At 40.1% G+C, this 18,462-nt stretch carries 16 protein-coding genes; 13 read left to right on the top strand and 3 right to left on the bottom strand.

From position 1 onward, the window contains the following. The first annotated feature begins 79 nt into the window (after positions 1-79). The 6 genes from H9649_RS06510 (at position 80) to H9649_RS06485 (ending at position 8,682) form a co-directional block, all read left to right on the top strand. Positions 80-1,822, top strand: a complete 1,743-nt coding sequence (locus H9649_RS06510) for an ABC transporter ATP-binding protein (protein ID WP_191693927.1) — start codon at positions 80-82, stop codon at positions 1,820-1,822. A 41-nt stretch (positions 1,823-1,863) separates the two neighbouring features. Then, the gene (locus H9649_RS06505) at positions 1,864-3,606 is read left to right on the top strand and encodes an ABC transporter ATP-binding protein (protein WP_191693926.1); all 1,743 of its coding nucleotides are present in this window, start codon (positions 1,864-1,866) and stop codon (positions 3,604-3,606) included. Between the two features lie 66 nt (positions 3,607-3,672). Then, complete coding sequence (locus tag H9649_RS06500) at positions 3,673-4,185, top strand: hypothetical protein (RefSeq protein ID WP_191693925.1); 513 nt, start codon at positions 3,673-3,675, stop codon at positions 4,183-4,185. 216 nt (positions 4,186-4,401) lie between these two features. Further along, positions 4,402-5,721, top strand: coding sequence for a sensor histidine kinase (locus H9649_RS06495; protein ID WP_191693924.1), 1,320 nt, complete (start codon positions 4,402-4,404; stop codon positions 5,719-5,721). Positions 5,722-5,744: 23 nt separating this feature from the next. After that, positions 5,745-6,488 (top strand): LytR/AlgR family response regulator transcription factor, encoded by a 744-nt coding sequence (locus tag H9649_RS06490; protein ID WP_191693923.1) that lies wholly within the window; start codon positions 5,745-5,747, stop codon positions 6,486-6,488. A 28-nt stretch (positions 6,489-6,516) separates the two neighbouring features. Beyond that, positions 6,517-8,682 (top strand): bifunctional diguanylate cyclase/phosphodiesterase, encoded by a 2,166-nt coding sequence (locus H9649_RS06485; RefSeq protein ID WP_191693922.1) that lies wholly within the window; start codon positions 6,517-6,519, stop codon positions 8,680-8,682. A 46-nt stretch (positions 8,683-8,728) separates the two neighbouring features. Here H9649_RS06485 and H9649_RS06480 read toward each other — a convergent pair whose 3' ends face one another. Both H9649_RS06480 and asd read right to left on the bottom strand, forming a co-directional pair. Then, positions 8,729-9,214, bottom strand: coding sequence for a DedA family protein (locus H9649_RS06480; protein ID WP_191693921.1), 486 nt, complete (start codon positions 9,212-9,214; stop codon positions 8,729-8,731). Positions 9,215-9,229: 15 nt separating this feature from the next. Next, complete coding sequence (gene asd, locus H9649_RS06475) at positions 9,230-10,042, bottom strand: archaetidylserine decarboxylase (RefSeq protein ID WP_191693920.1); 813 nt, start codon at positions 10,040-10,042, stop codon at positions 9,230-9,232. Between the two features lie 54 nt (positions 10,043-10,096). On the opposite strand from asd, the gene pssA reads away from it, so the two are divergent. From pssA to recQ, 3 genes are all read left to right on the top strand, one after another. Further along, entirely contained in the window at positions 10,097-10,630 is a 534-nt protein-coding gene (pssA, locus tag H9649_RS06470; protein ID WP_191693919.1) for a CDP-diacylglycerol--serine O-phosphatidyltransferase, read from the top strand. A gap of 127 nt (positions 10,631-10,757) precedes the next feature. Continuing rightward, positions 10,758-11,171, top strand: coding sequence for a hemerythrin domain-containing protein (locus H9649_RS06465; RefSeq protein WP_191693918.1), 414 nt, complete (start codon positions 10,758-10,760; stop codon positions 11,169-11,171). A gap of 62 nt (positions 11,172-11,233) precedes the next feature. Then, entirely contained in the window at positions 11,234-13,006 is a 1,773-nt protein-coding gene (gene recQ, locus H9649_RS06460) for a DNA helicase RecQ (protein ID WP_191694176.1), read from the top strand. 79 nt (positions 13,007-13,085) lie between these two features. Here recQ and H9649_RS06455 read toward each other — a convergent pair whose 3' ends face one another. Then, complete coding sequence (locus tag H9649_RS06455) at positions 13,086-14,243, bottom strand: MFS transporter (protein ID WP_191693917.1); 1,158 nt, start codon at positions 14,241-14,243, stop codon at positions 13,086-13,088. A 161-nt stretch (positions 14,244-14,404) separates the two neighbouring features. Between H9649_RS06455 and H9649_RS06450 the strand changes: the two genes are divergently transcribed. From H9649_RS06450 to H9649_RS06435, 4 genes are all read left to right on the top strand, one after another. Continuing rightward, the gene (locus H9649_RS06450; protein ID WP_191693916.1) at positions 14,405-15,388 is read left to right on the top strand and encodes a diaminopimelate dehydrogenase; all 984 of its coding nucleotides are present in this window, start codon (positions 14,405-14,407) and stop codon (positions 15,386-15,388) included. 75 nt (positions 15,389-15,463) lie between these two features. After that, positions 15,464-16,552, top strand: a complete 1,089-nt coding sequence (locus H9649_RS06445) for a M42 family metallopeptidase (RefSeq protein ID WP_191693915.1) — start codon at positions 15,464-15,466, stop codon at positions 16,550-16,552. A 207-nt stretch (positions 16,553-16,759) separates the two neighbouring features. Next, positions 16,760-17,740 carry an ornithine carbamoyltransferase gene (argF, locus tag H9649_RS06440; protein ID WP_191693914.1) on the top strand — a complete coding sequence of 327 codons (981 nt, stop codon included), beginning with the start codon at positions 16,760-16,762 and terminating at the stop codon, positions 17,738-17,740. 87 nt (positions 17,741-17,827) lie between these two features. Beyond that, on the top strand, positions 17,828-18,274 hold the full coding sequence (locus H9649_RS06435; RefSeq protein WP_191693913.1) for a small multi-drug export protein: 447 nt from the start codon (positions 17,828-17,830) through the stop codon (positions 18,272-18,274). Positions 18,275-18,462: the final 188 nt, after the last annotated feature.

Below are 18,462 nucleotides of genomic sequence, written 5' to 3'. Positions count from 1 at the left end.
TTTCTTGTAGTTTACGTAATGGGTTTTTCGATGAAAAGCTCATTCAATGGATTTTTGTTAAAGGATCAGGGGGGAAAAAATGGTTTCCGATATTAAGAAGAATCGTAAACAATCTGAATCGGGAATATGGAGATCCTATTTCAGATTAATGTTCAAAGCAAAACTGCCGTGGTTGTGGATTGTAGGTGTAACCATTGTCTATCTCTTATCTGCTACCGTTTCACTTATCTTCCCGGACTACGCGTCAAAAGTGATGTTAGGTGTGCTGGACAAGAAAATCGTTTATGGAGTCGTTATTCTCATAGTTGCAGATGTTTTCATCTCAGGCTTTGTACGTTTCTTGAATCAGATCCTGATTGCTAAAATCGACGTCAGCTACCGATCACTTATTTGGGAGAGGTTGATGAAATCGCCGATTGCTTTCTATGATAAATTGAAATCCACTTCGATGATCAGCCGGATTACGACGGATGCGGCGACAATTAGTACTGTTCTTGGGTCGCTCGTTCCGTCATTAGCGGCTACGATATACGGGACCGTTGGTATTGTCGCAGTTCTGTTTACATACGAGTGGCGATTAGCAGTCTCTGTAATGGTTTATATTCCGTTCTTTCTGCTGTTCAACTTCTATTATGGTAAATGGAGTTACAGGACAAACAAAGAAACTTTTAACAGACTGTCAACATTGACGCAGTTCCTCTCAGAATTATTGATGAGCGTACCATTGATCAAAACATTCGCAAACGAGACGAAAGAAGATATCCGAGGACAGAAGAATCTCTCCTACTATTATAAAGCGAACTTGCGCAGATACATTGTCATGTGGATAGAAAATCCGATTAACGGTATTCTTATGCTCGCTATGGATATCTTCATCATTGCGTATGGTGTCTACCTGGTCCGTATTGAAGTAATCACAAGACAAGAATGGGTCGGATTCTTCATGTATATCGGCATGCTGTGGGGACTTCTGACGTCCTACCTCTTTATGTATATCGAAGTCAAGAAAAGCCAAGGTGCAACAGACCGTATCGCTGTGCTAATGGAAGGCGAACTAGAAGAATACGAGAGAGATTTGTCTATCGATAAGATGAATAATGATATTACATTTAAGAATGTTTCATTCGCTTATGGCGACAATACGATTTTCTCGGATGTCAACTTCACGATACCTAAAGGTAAACAAACAGCGATTGTCGGGCCAAGTGGTGGCGGTAAGTCTACGATATTCGCGTTGCTGCAACAATTCTATCAACCAAAGACGGGAGAAATCCTTATGGGCAATACGAACATAAGCGATTATCATCTCCAGAATTGGAGGGACCTGTTTGCTGTAGTTGCTCAGGACAGTCCGATGATTTCAGGGACATTCCGCGAAAACATCCTATACGGTCTCAACCGTGAAGTGACCGATGCGGAATTGAAGGATGCTGCATCCAAAGCGAATGCATTGGAATTCATACAAGAATTTAAAGGTGGATTCGACTCTCCGGTTGGTGAAGCTGGGACAAGCTTATCGGGCGGACAACGTCAGCGTCTGGCGATTGCACGTGCGATATTAAGAAATTCGGACATCCTTCTATTGGATGAAGCGACAGCTAGTCTGGACAGTCAATCTGAGAAACTGATACAGGAAGCGTTGAAAACACTCATGTATGGACGTACGACCATTGTTATCTCCCATGACCTTTCAAACGTTCGACATGCCGATCAAGTCATCGTGTTGAACGGAGAAACTGTAGATGGTATAGGCACACACAAAGAGCTATTGAAGACGAATGAGTTGTATCGAATGTTTGTACAATTCCATACAAATTCGTAAAGCGGTTGATGCTTAAAATCTATACTCAGGGAGGCAAGAAAATGGAGGAAGCAAAAAAACATGGTTGGAAAGACTTTTTCGGAATAATTTTTAAATCAAAACTTCCTTGGAAGTTATATATTATCGGTATAATCATGTTGTTTTTATCTACAACATTAGGTTTGATTTTGCCTAAATATACAGCAGGAATTTATGCAGGGGAGATTTTTGATAAGGAAACTATCCGTAACTATATAGTACTTATGTCACTTTCGACATTGCTCATAGCATTGTCTGCATTATTTTCATCTCTGACTCCGGCGGTCACTTTGAGAAACATCCAACAGACTGTTTGGAGTAAGATTATACGGGCGCCGATGAAAGATTATAACAAGCAACCTTCTCAACAGCTTATAAGCCGTGTGACGGTTGACCCGATTTTCATCGACAGTGCAATTACCGAGTTCAGTACAGTAATTATAGCAACTTATTCTTTAGTTGGATCGTATGTCATCATGTACAATATGAATCCTAAATTGACATTTGCGTTGTTACCGGTTATTCCGTATATTTTAATCGTCTCGGCGATCGTCGGTCATTTCACCCAAAAAAGACAATTGGCTGTTCAAGCCCAATTTTCTGGCATTACAGCATTCTTTGCTGAACGGTTGCCGAGAATCAGACTTATCAAATCATTCAATAAAGAGCAGGAAGAGATCGATAAAGGCAAAGAAATCCTGCTCAAGCAATACCAAGTAGAGAAAAGACGTGCGATTGTTGACCTATATGGTGAACCTTTACTGAAAAGTGTCCGGGCAATCATTGTCGGAACGGTTCTCATTTACGGAAGCTATTTGATGTCAAAAGGTGAAATGCGTGTCAGTCAGGTTCTTTCCTTTTATCTTTACGTTCAGTTCATCCATATGAACGTATTGAAATATGGAATCTTCTGGACAACAATCAAAAATGCTAAAGGTGCATCTGAGAAAATAGCAGATATTCTTAAAAACGATAGTGAACAATTACACAGGGAACTACCCTTAAATGATAGTTTCGCAAATGATATAACATTAGAAAATGTGTCGTTCAGTTATGATGAAAAACCAGTTTTATCAAATGTGAACTTGACTATACCTGCAGGGAAGATAACTGCAATCGTAGGTCCAAGTGGCTGTGGTAAATCAACATTATTCAAATTGCTTGAGCGTTTTTATGAGCCTAATGTAGGGAAAATGATGTTGGGAGATACGCCAGTCGACAGATATCATTTGGATGAATGGCGTAGATCCATTGCAAATGTCGCTCAAGCAAGTCCATTATTATCAGGTACAATACGAGACAATATTACGTATGGACTTGACCGGGAAGCAAGTATGGAAGAAGTTCGTGAAGCTGCAATAATGGCTGATGCTGTTGGATTCATTGAAGAATTCCCAGAAGGATTCGAAACAGAAGTAGGGGAATTCGGCTCTAAATTATCGGGTGGTCAACGTCAAAGAGTTGCAATTGCTCGTTCGTTCATTATGAATGCACCGATTTTACTATTTGACGAAGCTACTTCAAGTCTAGATGCTAGATCGGAAAATCATATAGAAGAATCACTAGAGATGTTGATGAAATCTCGTACGACTGTTATGATTGCCCATGATATGAGTCTGATAAGAAACGCAGATCAAATTATTGTAATGGACAATGGTCAAGTTAGCGGTACAGGAACACATGACGAGTTATTCCGAACGAATAAATTATATCGTCAATTGGTTGAAATCCAAATGGAAAAACACGAAGGTCTTTCAACCGAATAATGGTTGTTTCGCAGTTTGATGATTGCGTTCAATATAAATAAATTAAAAAAATTGGAGGAAATCACGATGAAAAAATTTCTAACACTATTCTTAGTAATGGTCTTGGGGCTTGCGCTTGCAGCTTGCGGAGACGACAAGAAGGATGACGGAGACAAAGATAAAGCTGATGTAACAACTGGTGAAAAAGAAGATGGCGCTACTGATGCAACAGAAGGGGCTTCTGAAGATGCACCCGAGTTCACAGATGAGTTCTACAAGCAAGTCTATGATACATTGAAAGACAAAGGATATGAGTTAGAAGTAGTAGGGAAAGAAGAAGACAATATTATGCTAGGCGTTACTGATAATACAAGAATTATGATTAACCAAGAAGATTTCTTACCTTTGCAAATATTCACAATTGAGCCGGGTACTGAGTTCTTGGCAGAGGCTAAAGAAACTGGAGAATGGCCATTAGAATATGAAGGTGAAAGAGGTATGGTACCAGTTGTATTAATTGGTGAAGATCATTTCGTGTTCTTTGGTGAAGGCCACCCGAATTATGCTGATGTTATTGCAGCTTTAGAAGAATTGAAATAAGTCAATAGAAATTAATGACGTGGATCGGCAATTGCTGATCTACGTTTTTTTTTTCGTTTAAATTTTTACTGTCCAAGGGATAATAGCAAGCGACCGAGGTTGATGATTGAACACTATTTAGGTATAATTGAGTATGTACATTAAGATTTTAAATGTATAGAATTATCCATTAAAATAAACCTTTTTTAAAATTGCTATATAGGATCAGGTGACGAAATGAGTGGGAATGTGGGGATTCTTCTTTACGATGGTATCTTATTCTCAATACAACTGTTTACTGGGCTGTTGCTCGGTTATTCACTAGTAGGTATCCATCCGGTAAATAGTACGAAAGTTATTGCACCAGTCAGTTTATTAGCGGGTTTAATGTATGCAACTTTGACGATCTTTATTAGCGGACTATATCCTTTTTTTGTTGTTGCAGTCCTAATAGTTCCGATCCTTTATTTAATTATGAAGATCCCGTTAACTCAAATCCTAGTTGCCATTCTATTATCAATGCTTTTCCAATTGCTATTCATAAGTCTTTTGGAGTATAACCTATTAGGTCTGTTAATGGAAATGAGCGGAATCAAAGTGGATTTCGGTTCCAATTTATCTGCAGACCTATTGGTATCGATGAATAATATATTAATTTCCATTTTTATTTACTCCAAAGCGCCTACGCTATTCCCGCCCACTTTATTTGAGGAGCAGATTTCAGAAGACGAGTCAGAGCTTTCATTTAATGGACATATTTTCTTTGTCATTTTAATGTTGGTGCTATTGTCAGCAGGAGTAATATATACGGCAATCGAGTTAGATCAAATAAGAATTCACTATCGGTTGTTCATCACATTTTGGATGATTGCTATCACATTATCGAGCATCTTTTTTATGCGAAGAATTATTTTACATAAAAATGAAAGTATCCAAAACTTCTTAGATAAACAATATCAAAAAGAATTGTTATCTTTTTTCCAAATTGTTAGATCACAGAGACATGATTTTAATTTCCATTTAACAGCACTTTATGGAATGATTCAAAAAGCCGAGTATGATGCAAGCAAAACATATATTGAAGAAATGACGAAGTCAGCAGCAAGCATTAATGATCTATTGCCTTTGCACCACCCTGCAGTCTCTGCAATGCTTTCAACATTCAATGGAATTGCTCAGAAAAAGAAAATTACAATCGAATTCATATTGCGTGACGATATGAAGGACATGCCTTGTTCCGTATACGAAATGAATAAGATGCTTGGCAACTTACTACAAAACGCCATTGATGAAGTGGAGTATTTAGATGAGAATCAACGGAATATTATTGTTGAAATTTCTAAAGAACGCAGTTATATCATTATTCGGGTGACAAACTATGCAAATTTGCAGAGTGATGGCGTCCGTGATTTATTTGCAATTGGGTATTCGACAAAACCTTTACACGAAGGGCTCGGTTTGCCGACTGTAAAGAAAATTGCAGAGAAATACAGTGGAATCGTGTTTCCGGAACTAACGGATGACGTAATTACATTTCAAATACAATTGCCTGTATAGTCAATATGATCGGAGGGGACGACATGAAAGTGAAAACATTAATAGTGGATGATGAAAAACATTGTATCGAGTCATTGAAGTCCCATTTGAAATCATATGAATTCATCAACATTGTCGGTGAAGTAAACAGTGCTGAAGAGGCATTGGCATATTTGCAGCATCATTCTGTAGAGTTACTATTTTTAGATATTGAGATGGATGGAATGGATGGTCTCTCGCTGGCTAAAAAAGTGGAGAATGCTTATCCGGAAATGTTAATAATTTTTGTCACAGGACATGTAGGATTTGCTCTTGATGGTTATGAAGCACATCCTGTGGATTTTTTGACGAAACCGATTAATCCGATGAGACTTGAAAGAGCAATGGAAAAAGTAAAGGAACTTAAGAAAGAAGTCAAAGTTATAAAAGATGCAAAAATAGGATTGAATGTTGCTGGTGGTATTCAAATGATTCTTATTAGCGATGTCTTATATATTGAGAAAAAGGGACGGAAAATCTATGTTTGCTGCAATGATGGTGAAAAATATGATACGCGTGAGACAATGAAACGTTTAGAGGAGATGCTTGCTCCTTTTGGATTCTATCGATCCCATCAATCGTTCTTGGTGCCTTTACAGAGGATTAAAGCGATTCACCCCGATTCGTTTTCTAGATCCCATACAATCATGTTGAAAGGTTCAGATAACCCGGTGCCCCTCAGCCGGAATAATTACAATGAATTAAAAGGAATCATGTTGAAAGAAGCAGCAGATTTGAACATCCATTGAGTGATGTTTAAGGAATGGATGTGTAGTGGTGACAAAACGCCAATTGATTATTCATAGTTTGCTTCTCGTTATATTTACGACGATCGTTTTTGTTTCAATAGCCAATTATTCATCTACAAAAGAATATGTCCAAACATCCGTCAAACGAGAGACGACTGAACTTGTCTCAAGCTTTGCGAATGAATCGAACCGCTATTCCTATGAACGGATCGTTGAACTTGAATTGATTGCCGATTACTTACCGAAGGTTCTACAAGACGAAAAGGAACTAGTATTATATTTAAATAAACAAAATAAAAAAATGCCTTTTTTCGCAGGACTTAGCTTCATCCAGAAAGATGGAAGCGTGCTAACTGCAGATGGTTATGAATTTCACGTTAAACAAGAAGAATCATTTAAAAAAGCATTACGAGGGGAAGTCGCGTTTAGTGAAACGTTCAATTTGCATCAGGATCCTAATCAAAAGGTGACGGCTATTTCGTTACCGGTCTATGAAAATAATAAAATTGTAGGGGTATTATCCGGCGTCGTCAATATGGCCGATGTAATTGGTGCGATGACAGAAGAGTCAAGGTTGCCGGGTTCGGTTTTTCTTTTGAATAAAGCAGAAGTCGTTTTTTCCTCAGCTGAAAAGAGTATTAAAGATCTAGTACCGGATTATATGAAGATGGTCGATAGCACTGATGCAAACAAGATAGGGTCATTCGAAATTGATAAAAACGATGCCCACTTTCTTGCTTATGCCCATACTTGGAACGATTTCATCATCTTAGTAGATTCGAGTGTCAATCCAGATAGGGCACAGCTTAACGAAGCAAGATGGCAGAATGGGTTTATCATCTTTATAACATTTGCTGTTGTAATCGCAATTGCCTTGTATGTTCGACATCTTGAAAATCAGAAACGGAATATGATGAAACGTGATTTGTTAACTGGTCTTGCAAATGGTGTTCAAATGGAAGACGACTTTCATGAGACGATTAAAGAGCAAGAAACATCGCCTTTTGCTATGTATTTTGTATCAATCGATAGTTTTAATGAGTGGAAAGAGCGAATTGGTTATCAGCTGAGTGATCAAATTATTTTTGCATTCAGTAAAAAAATTCGACATGTGGTTGGGAAGTCGCCGTTATACAGAGTAGGTGAAGAGGAATTCCTTATCATACATTATGCCGATAGCCGTCGCGAGCATGAACGATTCGCGTCACGCATTATTAACGCCATGGAGTACCCAGTCCATATGGGTGGAGAAGCTCCGATTTGGCTGACGGTTAGTATAGGAATTTGTCCGTCTGATATTGGAAAAGATATGGACACAATGCTTTTGAAAGCTTCATATGTCAACGATGAAGCTCGTAAAAAAGGCGGCAATCAAATTATTTATATGGATGCTGAGTTAGCAAGAGTAGTTGAACAAAATCGATTAATACATAAAGAATTAGAGCATGCCCTCGAAAGAGAGGAATTCTATCTCGTCTATCAGCCGATATATGAAATTGCTTCCGACTCAATTGTCAGCTTTGAAACTTTGATGCGCTGGAAGTCTCCTATTCTCGGTGAAGTGTATCCTTCAGACTTTATACCACTAGTCGAGGAGAACAACCAAATTATTCCGATTGGTCGTTGGTTAATAAGGAAAGTTGCCTTGCAAATTAATGCATGGCAAAAGGAGGGTTACGAGAATTTCACAGTCACGTTAAATGTCTCTGTCAAACAATTAGAAGATCCAGAGTTCATCAATGATGTCAGAAAAATTCTTCGTGAAACAAAAGTGGCAACATCGAAACTTATTTTTGAAATGACAGAATCGGTCATTGCTCAAAATATTGATGATTCAGCAAATGTGTTGAGTACGCTTAACTCGCTCGGTATTAAAACAGCTCTGGATGACTTTGGTACAGGCTATTCTTCATTATCCATTTTAAGGATGCTGCCATTTCAATATATAAAGATTGACCGTGCGTTTGTTTGGGAGATGGAGTCAGACGGAGGTATGTCTAAAAGTATTCTCAAAGGAGTGCTTAAAATAGCGAATGATCTTCAGTTGGAGACGATCGTTGAGGGCGTTGAAACGGATAGTCAACTAGAGCAAGTGAAGCAGATGGGAGCTAAACGTATACAAGGCTATTATATTAGTAAACCTGTCGATCCGGTTTCGGCGATTAATCGTCTTGGGGTATTTGAGTGTTATTGAATGAAAGAAGTGCCACACATGCAGACAAATCTCATGTGTGGCACTTTTAAAATGGGAATTTAATAAGATAACCGATTGATAGAAATGTCACTGATGAGACGAATGCACCAATTGCTGCAAATAATAAATAACGTCGGATGCTCATACCTGAACTTCCAGACAGGTAGCAAATGAGATGGCGCATACCGGGTACGAAATACCCGAAAGTGACAGCCCAGGAGCCATATTTATCAAACCAGTTATCCACACGTTGTAATCGTTTAGGGGAAAGACTTACCCATTTCCCGTATTTCATGAGAAGCGGCTTTCCTACTTTGCGGCCTATAGAATAAGTGAACACTGTGCCTGTCATCACTCCGAGAACAGTAATGAAAACGGATAATGTATAGTTTAAAGTTCCAATAGAAGATAGATGACCAATAAACGCGACAACAAGTTCATCCGGCAATGGAAGTCCAAAAATACCGAGTGCTAAAAAGATGAACACAGCGAAATAGCCATAGTGTAAAACAAGATCTTGAAAATGTAACATTCCAACCCCTCATTCTTAGCTTGTAGTCTGACTTTCTCCGTTGGCAAGGGAAGGTAACCATTCTCCGACAGATTGCCCAACAACGACTTCGCTTTTGGAAGGTATCGTAGGCTTAAAAGAATCATTTTTCTCTACGAATAGGATGACAGTCGATCCGAATGAAAAATGTCCAAACTCTTCACCTTTAGTGCAAGTTGTAGAAGAGTCGTTAACATGGATGCTGTTCACATTGAGTGCTCCGACTTTAATCATTGCAATTTTACCACGTCTTGATTGAATTTCGGAGACTAGTCGAAAATTCGTTTCAAAAGGACGATCCCCAAAATTCAATCCGAGATCATTTACAGGATAGGACACTGTTCCTAGTGCATAACGGTTTGTTAATTTCCCGTCAATTGGGTAGTGAAAGTGGTGATAATGGCTCGGTGAGAGATAAAAAATATAAAAGAATCCGTCTTTATAGGGATTTGCTCTCTTTTCATCTCCCATAATTTGTTTTATACTATATAAATGATCTTTAATGAAAAAGGTCTGATCATCTTGGATAGTGCCTGATGCTTTAAGATACCCATCGACAGGGGAAGTCAGTTGCGCAGGATCCAAATCAATCGGACGTGAACCGATTTTCAAGTTGCGCGTAAAATAAGCTTGTAAGCTATCGTAATGGCTAAGTGGAAATTCCGCTTCCTCTTCATTTATACAATATGTTTTTACGAATGGTTTTATTAGCGGTCGGCTTACTCTGGAACTCGTAATCTTTTTTAAAATCGAGGAAGAGATTGGATGACCGGTCAATTCCGTAAAGTATTTTAAGACAGTTTTTTTCATTTTTACAGTCTCCAATGCTTTTTATTAAATGAACCCTAAAATGGAGGAGTCATCATGTTTTTATCGAGATACTTAGATTATACTAAACTCAAAGCACAATTGGCTAATGCAATTACGTTAACGAATCTCAGCTTCGGTGTTATTGCTATCATTCTTATTTCACAAAGCCTTGCGCATATGAGCTTAGTCTTCATATTTTTAGCCGCGTTATTCGACCGTTTTGATGGAATGGTTGCTAGACATTTTCATGCCGAATCACAATTCGGTAAAGAGCTTGACTCATTAAGCGATTTGATATCATTCGGTGTCGCACCAGCACTGCTCATCTATACGACTGACTTAGCTGATATGCTTTGGGTCGGAATAGCAGCGACAATCTTCTTCATCCTTGCAGGTGCAGTGCGCCTTGCACGTTATAATGTGAAGGAATTTGATGGAGCATTTTACGGTGTTCCGATTACTGCTGCTGGTGTAGTGCTAACATTGATGTATTTCCTAAGCCCATACGTTGGCCCCCCGTTCTTCGTTATTGCTATGATAGTTTTAGGTCTAGCGATGGTCAGCAATATCCGAATTTCAAAAGTTTAACTATACCCCGTAGCATTGAAAGCTTCCGTAAATTAGAACGGAAGCTTTTTTCGTAGCATTCATTTGGTAACAAAGACAAATCTCTGCTATTCTATAAGTAAGAAGAACAACGAGAGGGTGGGTATACATGTCAGGTCCAGCATTGAAACAACTTCAGGCACACCGTGCAATTCATGAAGGTGGTCTATCAGGCGCAATCGGTAAAACTGAGTTAATGATAGAGTTCTTGCAGGAAGGCGATATGAAATCTGCTGATCGTGCAGCGGATGAATTGGTCGACTACTGGAAATCACGTGTCATCAGTCACGCGGATGCAGAAGAGGAAGGACTTTATCTTGAGATTAAGAAAGAGAATCCTGAACTTGAAACAGCAATCACTCAGTTGACAAGAGATCATGATTTGATCAGGATTATCGTCCAAGATATTGAGGATCTGCGCGAAACCGAAAAGATCAGTCCGACAGTTTTACAGAAATTCTATGCACTTCTAGTTGTCAATGAAATACATAGCCGTGACGAAGAGCGATTGCTATTGGAATAAATGTTAAAGGAGCACCCCGCCAGGTGCTTTTTTAATCGATACAAATAACAAATGAGGTGAGCATAATCGAAAAGATCGTATCTGTTTTATCTGAACACTTCGGATTTTCCTCGTTCAGGACAGGACAGGAGAAGGCAATCCGCAATGTTCTTGATGGACAAGACACATTATGCGTCATGCCGACAGGTGGTGGGAAATCTATTTGTTATCAAGTTCCTGCGCTTGTTATGGAAGGGACTGTCCTCGTCGTATCACCACTAATTTCCTTGATGAAAGACCAAGTGGATGCATTGCATCAGATTGGCATACCTGCAGCGTATATTAACAGTTCATTATCTTCAGATGAATACTTTGGTGTAGTGGAAAACGCATTAGCAGGTAAGTATGCCTTATTATATGTGGCGCCTGAACGGTTCGAATCAGCTTCGTTCATCCAGCAGATCAGCCGAATGGATATACCGATGGTTGCTATCGATGAAGCACATTGCATTTCCCAATGGGGACACGATTTTAGACCGAGCTATAGAATGATGAGCAAAGTGATTGCTTCATTTGAAAAGAAACCGGTCGTTCTTGCTCTAACCGCTACAGCGACCCCTGCTGTAAGGGAAGATATATGCCAGCAACTTCAGATTGATGATGAATCAACGGTCATGACAGGCTTTGAACGGAGTAATTTAACATTCTCAGTTGTTAAAGGTCAGGACCGTGAGAAATTTGTGAAAGATTATGTGAAGAAAAACGAAGGCGAAGCGGGTATTATATATGCGGCGACCCGCAAAGCGGTCGATCAGGTGCATGCGATGCTCGAACGATTAGGTGTTGAAGTTGCAAAATACCATGCTGGATTGTCAGACACTGTACGACAAGCTGAACAGGATAGGTTCCTCATGGACGAGGCGTCGGTTATGGTCGCGACGAATGCCTTCGGTATGGGGATAGACAAAAGCAATATACGCTATGTTATTCATTATCAAATGCCGAAAAACATGGAAAGTTACTATCAGGAAGCGGGACGTGCTGGTCGAGATGGTTTAGATAGCGCTTGCACACTACTGTTTTCGTCACAGGATGTCATTACCCAGCGTTTCCTAATCGATCAGTCACAGGATACGTCGCGTATACCTGCAGAACTTGAAAAACTGCAATCGATGATCGACTATTGTCATACGGAATCATGCCTCCAGAAATTTATCATTACCTATTTCGGAGAGATCGATGTACAGGTTTGTGGAAGGTGTGCAAATTGTACAGATACGAGAGAACGGTTGGAAGTGACTGTAGATGTCCAGAAAGTTCTATCGTGTGTCATACGAATGGGGCAACGTTTCGGCAAGACGATGATTGCCCAGGTGTTAACAGGCTCACGGAACAAAAAAGTGATTGAATTTCAATTTGATAAATTGTCGACATATGGAATTATGAAAGGTCGAAATACAAAAGAAATTTCGGATTTCATTGAATTCATCATTTCCGAAAACTTCCTAGGTGTTGAAAATGGCCAATTCCCTATCATTTATGTAACGGAGCTAGGAAAAGACGTATTGACTGGAAAAATTCAAGTGTACAGAAAGCAAACAGTTGAAACAAAACAAATCGCGAAAGATGATCCGCTGTTCGACCAACTGCGTGCATTGCGTATGCAGCTTGCAAAAGAAGCGGGCGTCCCTCCGTTTGTTGTGTTTTCGGACAAGTCATTGCGTGACATGGCGGCCAGAAAGCCGGTTACTGAAGAAGAGTTCCTCGAAGTGAATGGTGTAGGAGCCGCGAAACTTGAACGATATGGCGAGGCATTCATGGAGGAGATAAAGTCTTATAGTGCGCAACCAATATAATTGAAAAAAAGACAGGCTGATTATCAGTGCGATAATCGGCCTGTCTTTTCATTTCTTCATCTTATTATATGGAGTTGAATTAGACGGTTTCGGTCAGTTCAAGACTTTTCTTCATACCGGCCATAGTGAATAACGCTACGATGAGCAAGATGATACCTGTCAACATGAATGCACCTTTGAAAGAAAGATCCAAATAACCGATGACACTTGATCCTGCGACTACTCCTATTGAGAAGAATGCATAGAAATAACCATATGCTTTACCGCGGAATTCAGGTTTTGATGAATCGATCAGTAAGGAGTTAATGGATGGGAACAAAAATGCAAATCCGATTCCATAAAGCGCCATCGCTAGAAATAGATACGGCAACTCGGTTACTTGACTAAGGAAAATCATGCAAAGCCCCATCATCGATATGCCGAAAGCTAATGTGATCATCGGTGCGACCTTATCGAAGATTTTGTTGATTGGAAGCAAGAATATTAAAATCGCCACGATTCCGAATGAACTTAATAACATACCAGTAATCTTCGTATCAAATCCTAGTGCTTCGACTTTTAAGGGGAGTACTAATGCTAAAACTCCTTGAGAGAACATAAGGAAGAAAGCACCGGCAAACGCCCTGACCATTCCGGGGTGTGTGAAAAGAGTGCGTACACGGAAATTTTTTGCTCCTTCCAGTTTCTTCTTTTTCACATACGTGAATGAGCGTAATAAGAAAAAAGCGCAAATTGCGATGATGAAAAAAATGACTCCGTTCACTGTCATAATGAACGTTGCACTAGTTTTAGAAGCGACGATTCCGCTATAAGCAGGTCCAATAATTGCTGCAAGCCCGACAAAAGCACCGGAAACTGCAACACTGCTACCTCTCTTTGATTTCTCTGCGCGATTTGCAAGGAACGTGAATGCTGCAGGAACAATTAGTCCTTCCATGAATCCATGAATAAATCGAATTCCTAGTAACGAAGCAGGCCCCATTGCGAGTGAATAAAGAAGAAGTGAAAGTGCTGAAGTAAACAGTCCGATAATGAGCATGAGATACGGTCCTCTACGATCCGTCATGAATCCTGAAAGGACGTTACCGATTGTATTGGCGAACGAATATATGCCGACTACAAGACCGGTTATGAAAGAAGAAGCGCCTAATGATAGAGCGAAAGGGCTCATAATTGGCAGCTGGGAAAATAAATCGAAAAACGAAAAAAAGACGATCAAATAAACAAAGGCGCGCATATGTAATCCTCATTTCAATTAGTTATAAACCTTATTCTACTGTAACATTTAAATGTGAATAGGCAAAAGGACAGTTTGTGAACAATGAAAATTAATAGCAAAATATCTGTCTGGGCGATAAACTAAAAGAATACTTTTACAAAAAAGGGATGGTGGCGTTTGTGGAAAAGAAAATTAGGATCGGTATTGCAGGGTACGGTAACTTAGGAAGAGGTGTGGAGTTTGCTGTTGGACGTTGTGATGATATGGAATTGTCAGCAGTGTTCACACGAAGAAGCCCTGAAGAACTTCGAGTTGCAAGTGGGACACCGGTCTATTCATTCAATGATATTGAGACTTTTGCCGAAAGCATCGATGTAATGATTCTATGCGGCGGATCCAAAAATGATTTACCAGAACAAGGGCCGGAACTGGCGAAAAAATTTAACACGATTGACAGTTTTGACACGCACGCCAAAATCCCTGACTATTTTGAAGCGGTGGATGCTTCTGCAAAAACTAGTGGGAAGACAGCAATCATTTCGGTCGGATGGGATCCAGGTTTGTTCTCTATCAACAGATTATTTGGGGAAGCCATACTTCCAGAAGGTGAAACGTATACGTTTTGGGGTAAAGGCTTAAGTCAAGGTCACTCGGATGCTATTCGTAGAATCGAAGGCGTCAAAGGTGCTGTCCAATATACGATTCCGGTAGATTCAGCTGTAGAAAAAGTTAGAAGTGGATCTCAGCCACAATTATCGACACGTGACAAACACACAAGAGAGTGCTTCGTCGTGCTAGAAGAAGGTGCTGACAAAGCAGAGATAGAACAGACGATTGTGACGATGCCTGACTATTTTGCAGACTATGATACGACTGTCCATTTTATCGATGAAAAGCAATTGAAAGAAGAGCACAGTGCAATGCCACATGGCGGATTTGTTATCCGAAGTGGTAAGACAGGAGAGGCTAGCAATCAGGTGATGGAGTTTTCGTTGGCGCTGGAAAGTAATCCGGAATTTACATCCAGTGTACTTGTTGCTTATGCCCGTGCAGCATACCGTATGAATAAGGCTGGAGATACGGGTGCGAAGACCGTATTCGATGTAGCGCCCGGCCTATTATCACCAAAAAGTGCACATGAATTGCGCAAACACCTTTTATAATTGTGAAAACACTTTCAATGATATATGAAATCCATTATACTGAGTTTGTATTCTTTATTTAGGGGGTCGAAATAATTGGTGAAATTAGATGATACACTACAAATGCTGAAAGACTTGACGGATGCGAAGGGGATTCCTGGCAACGAACGGGAACCACGCGAAGTCATGAAGAAATATATTGAACCGTTTTCCGATGAAATCGAGATGGACGGCCTTGGTTCATTAATCGCAAGTAAAACGGGTGATGCTGAAGGTCCTCGCGTCATGGTAACTGGACATTTAGATGAAGTCGGCTTCATGGTAACGAAAATTGACGACAAAGGATTCATCTCTTTCCAACCAGTTGGTGGATGGTGGTCACAAGTTATGCTGGCGCAGCGTGTTGATATCGTAACGCGTAAAGGTGAAACGGTGACAGGGGTTATCGGATCCAAACCTCCACATATTTTAACTGCAGAAGCGCGGAAGAAACCTGTAGACATTAAAGATATGTTCATCGATGTTGGTGCGACTTCGAAAGAGGAAGCGCTTGGATGGGGATTGTTGCCTGGAGATATGATCGTGCCGCATTTCGAATTCACTGTTATGAACAATGACAAATTCCTACTTGCGAAAGCTTGGGATAATCGCATCGGTTGTGCAATTGCAATCGACGTTATGAAAGCGCTAAAAGGGGAAAATCACCCGAATATTGTGTTCGGCGTCGGAGCTGTACAAGAAGAAATCGGCTTACGCGGAGCTAAAACAGCTTCAGCAAAAGTGAAACCGGACATCGGATTCGCAGTTGACGTCGGTATTGCAGGGGACACACCTGGAGTGACCGACAAAGAAGCAGCAAGCAAAATGGGGGACGGACCACAAATCCTTCTGTACGACGCTTCCATGGTTTCTCATAAAGGATTACGTGATCTAGTTGTCGATACAGCCGAAGAACACGGAATTCCATACCAGTTTGAAGCCATTCCTGGCGGCGGAACAGACGCAGGATCGATGCATGTAAGTGGAAACGGCGTTCCTTCTTTGGCAATTTGTGTAGCGACACGTTATATTCATAGCCATGCAGCTATGTTACACAGAGACGATTATGAAAATGCAGTAAAACTGATTGTTGAAGTCATTAAGAAATTAGACCGCAATACAGTAAACAAGATTACTTTTGAATAAACAACTACTACGAAGATCGTGCCTTTTAAGGTGCGGTCTTTTTTTATTCATAAAAACGCATATAAAATGTATAAATTGTTTAGAGTGTTGTCCTTCAAGTGCTTTCTATGTATAGAAAAATGTATATCTATTAATTTATAAAAATTCAATTGACTTTATAATTATGCATGAATATAATGATTTATACAAAGACTATTTAGAATGGGGATGATCGTTTTGGTTAAAGTTCTTGCGTCAATATCAACGAATCATGAAATGGAAAGTCAGTTAAAAGGCCGTGATCTCTTAACACTGCTCGATTATACGAGCGATGAAATTACGTATTTACTAAAAAAAGCATTAGTCATGAAGAAGGAAACGATGGAGGGGAAGTTAACACCAGTGCTTGCAGGTAAAACATTGGGGATGATTTTCGAAAAACATTCTACGCGTACGCGGATTTCATTTGAAGTCGGAATGATTCAGCTCGGTGGGCATGCAATGTTCATGAATGCGAAGGACTTGCAAATCGGACGTGGCGAGTCAGTGTATGATACAGGAAATGTTCTATCCGAATATTTGGATGGCGTCATGATCCGTGCAAATTCACATGAAATGGTGAAGGAGCTTGCGACTCATTCAACAATTCCGATCATTAATGGATTGACGGATATTTTTCATCCGTGTCAAGCACTTGCAGATTTACTTACAATTATGGAAGTGAAAGGGTCGCTAGCTGGAAAGAAAATAGCATATATAGGCGACGGGAACAATGTAGCTCATTCACTTGTAATCGGAGCTGCAAATATGGGAATGCATGTAGCAGTTGCGACACCTGTAGGATTTGAATTTAATCCGAATTTATTCGCTAAAGCGCAGAAGATTGCTTCACTGAACGGCGGATCGGTTATTCAGACGTATGAAGCGTCAGAAGCAGTTGAACAGGCAGATGTAGTCTATACGGATGTCTGGACGAGTATGGGGCAAGAAGAGGAGGCAGCGTCACGACTGGAAGCGTTCAAAGGATTCCAAATCAATGATGCTCTTGTTGCACACGCAAAAAGTGATTATATGTTTTTACATTGCTTACCAGCGCATCGTGAAGAGGAAGTAGCGACTTCTGTAATTGACGGACCGAATTCATACGTATTCCAACAAGCTGGCAACCGATTGCATGCGCAAAAATCTGTATTGGCATCTTTATTATAAATAATAGTATTATTGCTTATTTGAGTAGAATAGAAGGATAAATTCCTGTAGTATATGAAATTAGTACGATACTACGGAGGATTCGGAATGGTGGAATATTTTTTAGTTTTTCTGGGGGCGGCAATACCTGCTTTAGAACTCGCTTTAGTCATTCCAGTTGGCATTATTCGAGGCCTATCACCAACTTGGGTCATGATAGTGGCTTTTATAGGGAATATGACAACTGTGCTAATTGTTATTTATGCATTTCAGTTTGTGCAACAATGGATGGATAAAAGAAGGGAAAATAGCGGTAAAACGACATCAAAGCGAACAGAAAGAGGAAAGCGCATATGGAACAAATACGGGATGCCAGGTCTAGCATTATGTGGTCCCGTGTTAATCGGTACACATATTGCAGCTTTCATCGGACTTCTGTTCGGCGCGACGAAGACGAATGCGACTGTGTGGATGACGATTAGTATTGCGTTATGGACGCTCATTTTCGGCTTAGTCACCGCTGCAGGCTTTGACTTTTTTGTGCGGAACTTTTAATTTGTTGAGTGATAAAGTGATTATGTAGCGTGCAGCTTCTTGTTGCGCGTTTTTTGTTGTGTTGCGCGGGAGTTGCGTTTCGATACGAGCGGTTTACGTTTCGTTGCGGCGGAGTTACGTTTCGATACGAGCGGCTTACGTTTCGTTACGCGGTCTACGTTTCGTTGCGGTGGAGTTACGTTTCGATA

This window comes from Sporosarcina quadrami, assembly GCF_014836615.1.
Lineage (GTDB): Bacteria > Bacillota > Bacilli > Bacillales_A > Planococcaceae > Sporosarcina > Sporosarcina quadrami.
Note: the sequence above shows the minus strand (reverse complement) of the source record. Positions and strands in the feature narration are given on the sequence as shown.

Coding starts and splice junctions, on each gene's coding strand:
- pssA (WP_191693919.1), top strand. CDS start 10,097: ATGTTTTTATCGAGATACTTAGATTATACTAAACTCAAAGCACAATTG.
- H9649_RS06490 (WP_191693923.1), top strand. CDS start 5,745: ATGAAAGTGAAAACATTAATAGTGGATGATGAAAAACATTGTATCGAG.
- H9649_RS06500 (WP_191693925.1), top strand. CDS start 3,673: ATGAAAAAATTTCTAACACTATTCTTAGTAATGGTCTTGGGGCTTGCG.
- H9649_RS06495 (WP_191693924.1), top strand. CDS start 4,402: ATGAGTGGGAATGTGGGGATTCTTCTTTACGATGGTATCTTATTCTCA.
- asd (WP_191693920.1), bottom strand. CDS start 10,042: ATGAAAAAAACTGTCTTAAAATACTTTACGGAATTGACCGGTCATCCA.
- H9649_RS06435 (WP_191693913.1), top strand. CDS start 17,828: ATGGTGGAATATTTTTTAGTTTTTCTGGGGGCGGCAATACCTGCTTTA.
- H9649_RS06505 (WP_191693926.1), top strand. CDS start 1,864: ATGGAGGAAGCAAAAAAACATGGTTGGAAAGACTTTTTCGGAATAATT.
- argF (WP_191693914.1), top strand. CDS start 16,760: ATGATCGTTTTGGTTAAAGTTCTTGCGTCAATATCAACGAATCATGAA.
- H9649_RS06480 (WP_191693921.1), bottom strand. CDS start 9,214: ATGTTACATTTTCAAGATCTTGTTTTACACTATGGCTATTTCGCTGTG.
- H9649_RS06455 (WP_191693917.1), bottom strand. CDS start 14,243: ATGCGCGCCTTTGTTTATTTGATCGTCTTTTTTTCGTTTTTCGATTTA.
- H9649_RS06465 (WP_191693918.1), top strand. CDS start 10,758: ATGTCAGGTCCAGCATTGAAACAACTTCAGGCACACCGTGCAATTCAT.
- H9649_RS06510 (WP_191693927.1), top strand. CDS start 80: ATGGTTTCCGATATTAAGAAGAATCGTAAACAATCTGAATCGGGAATA.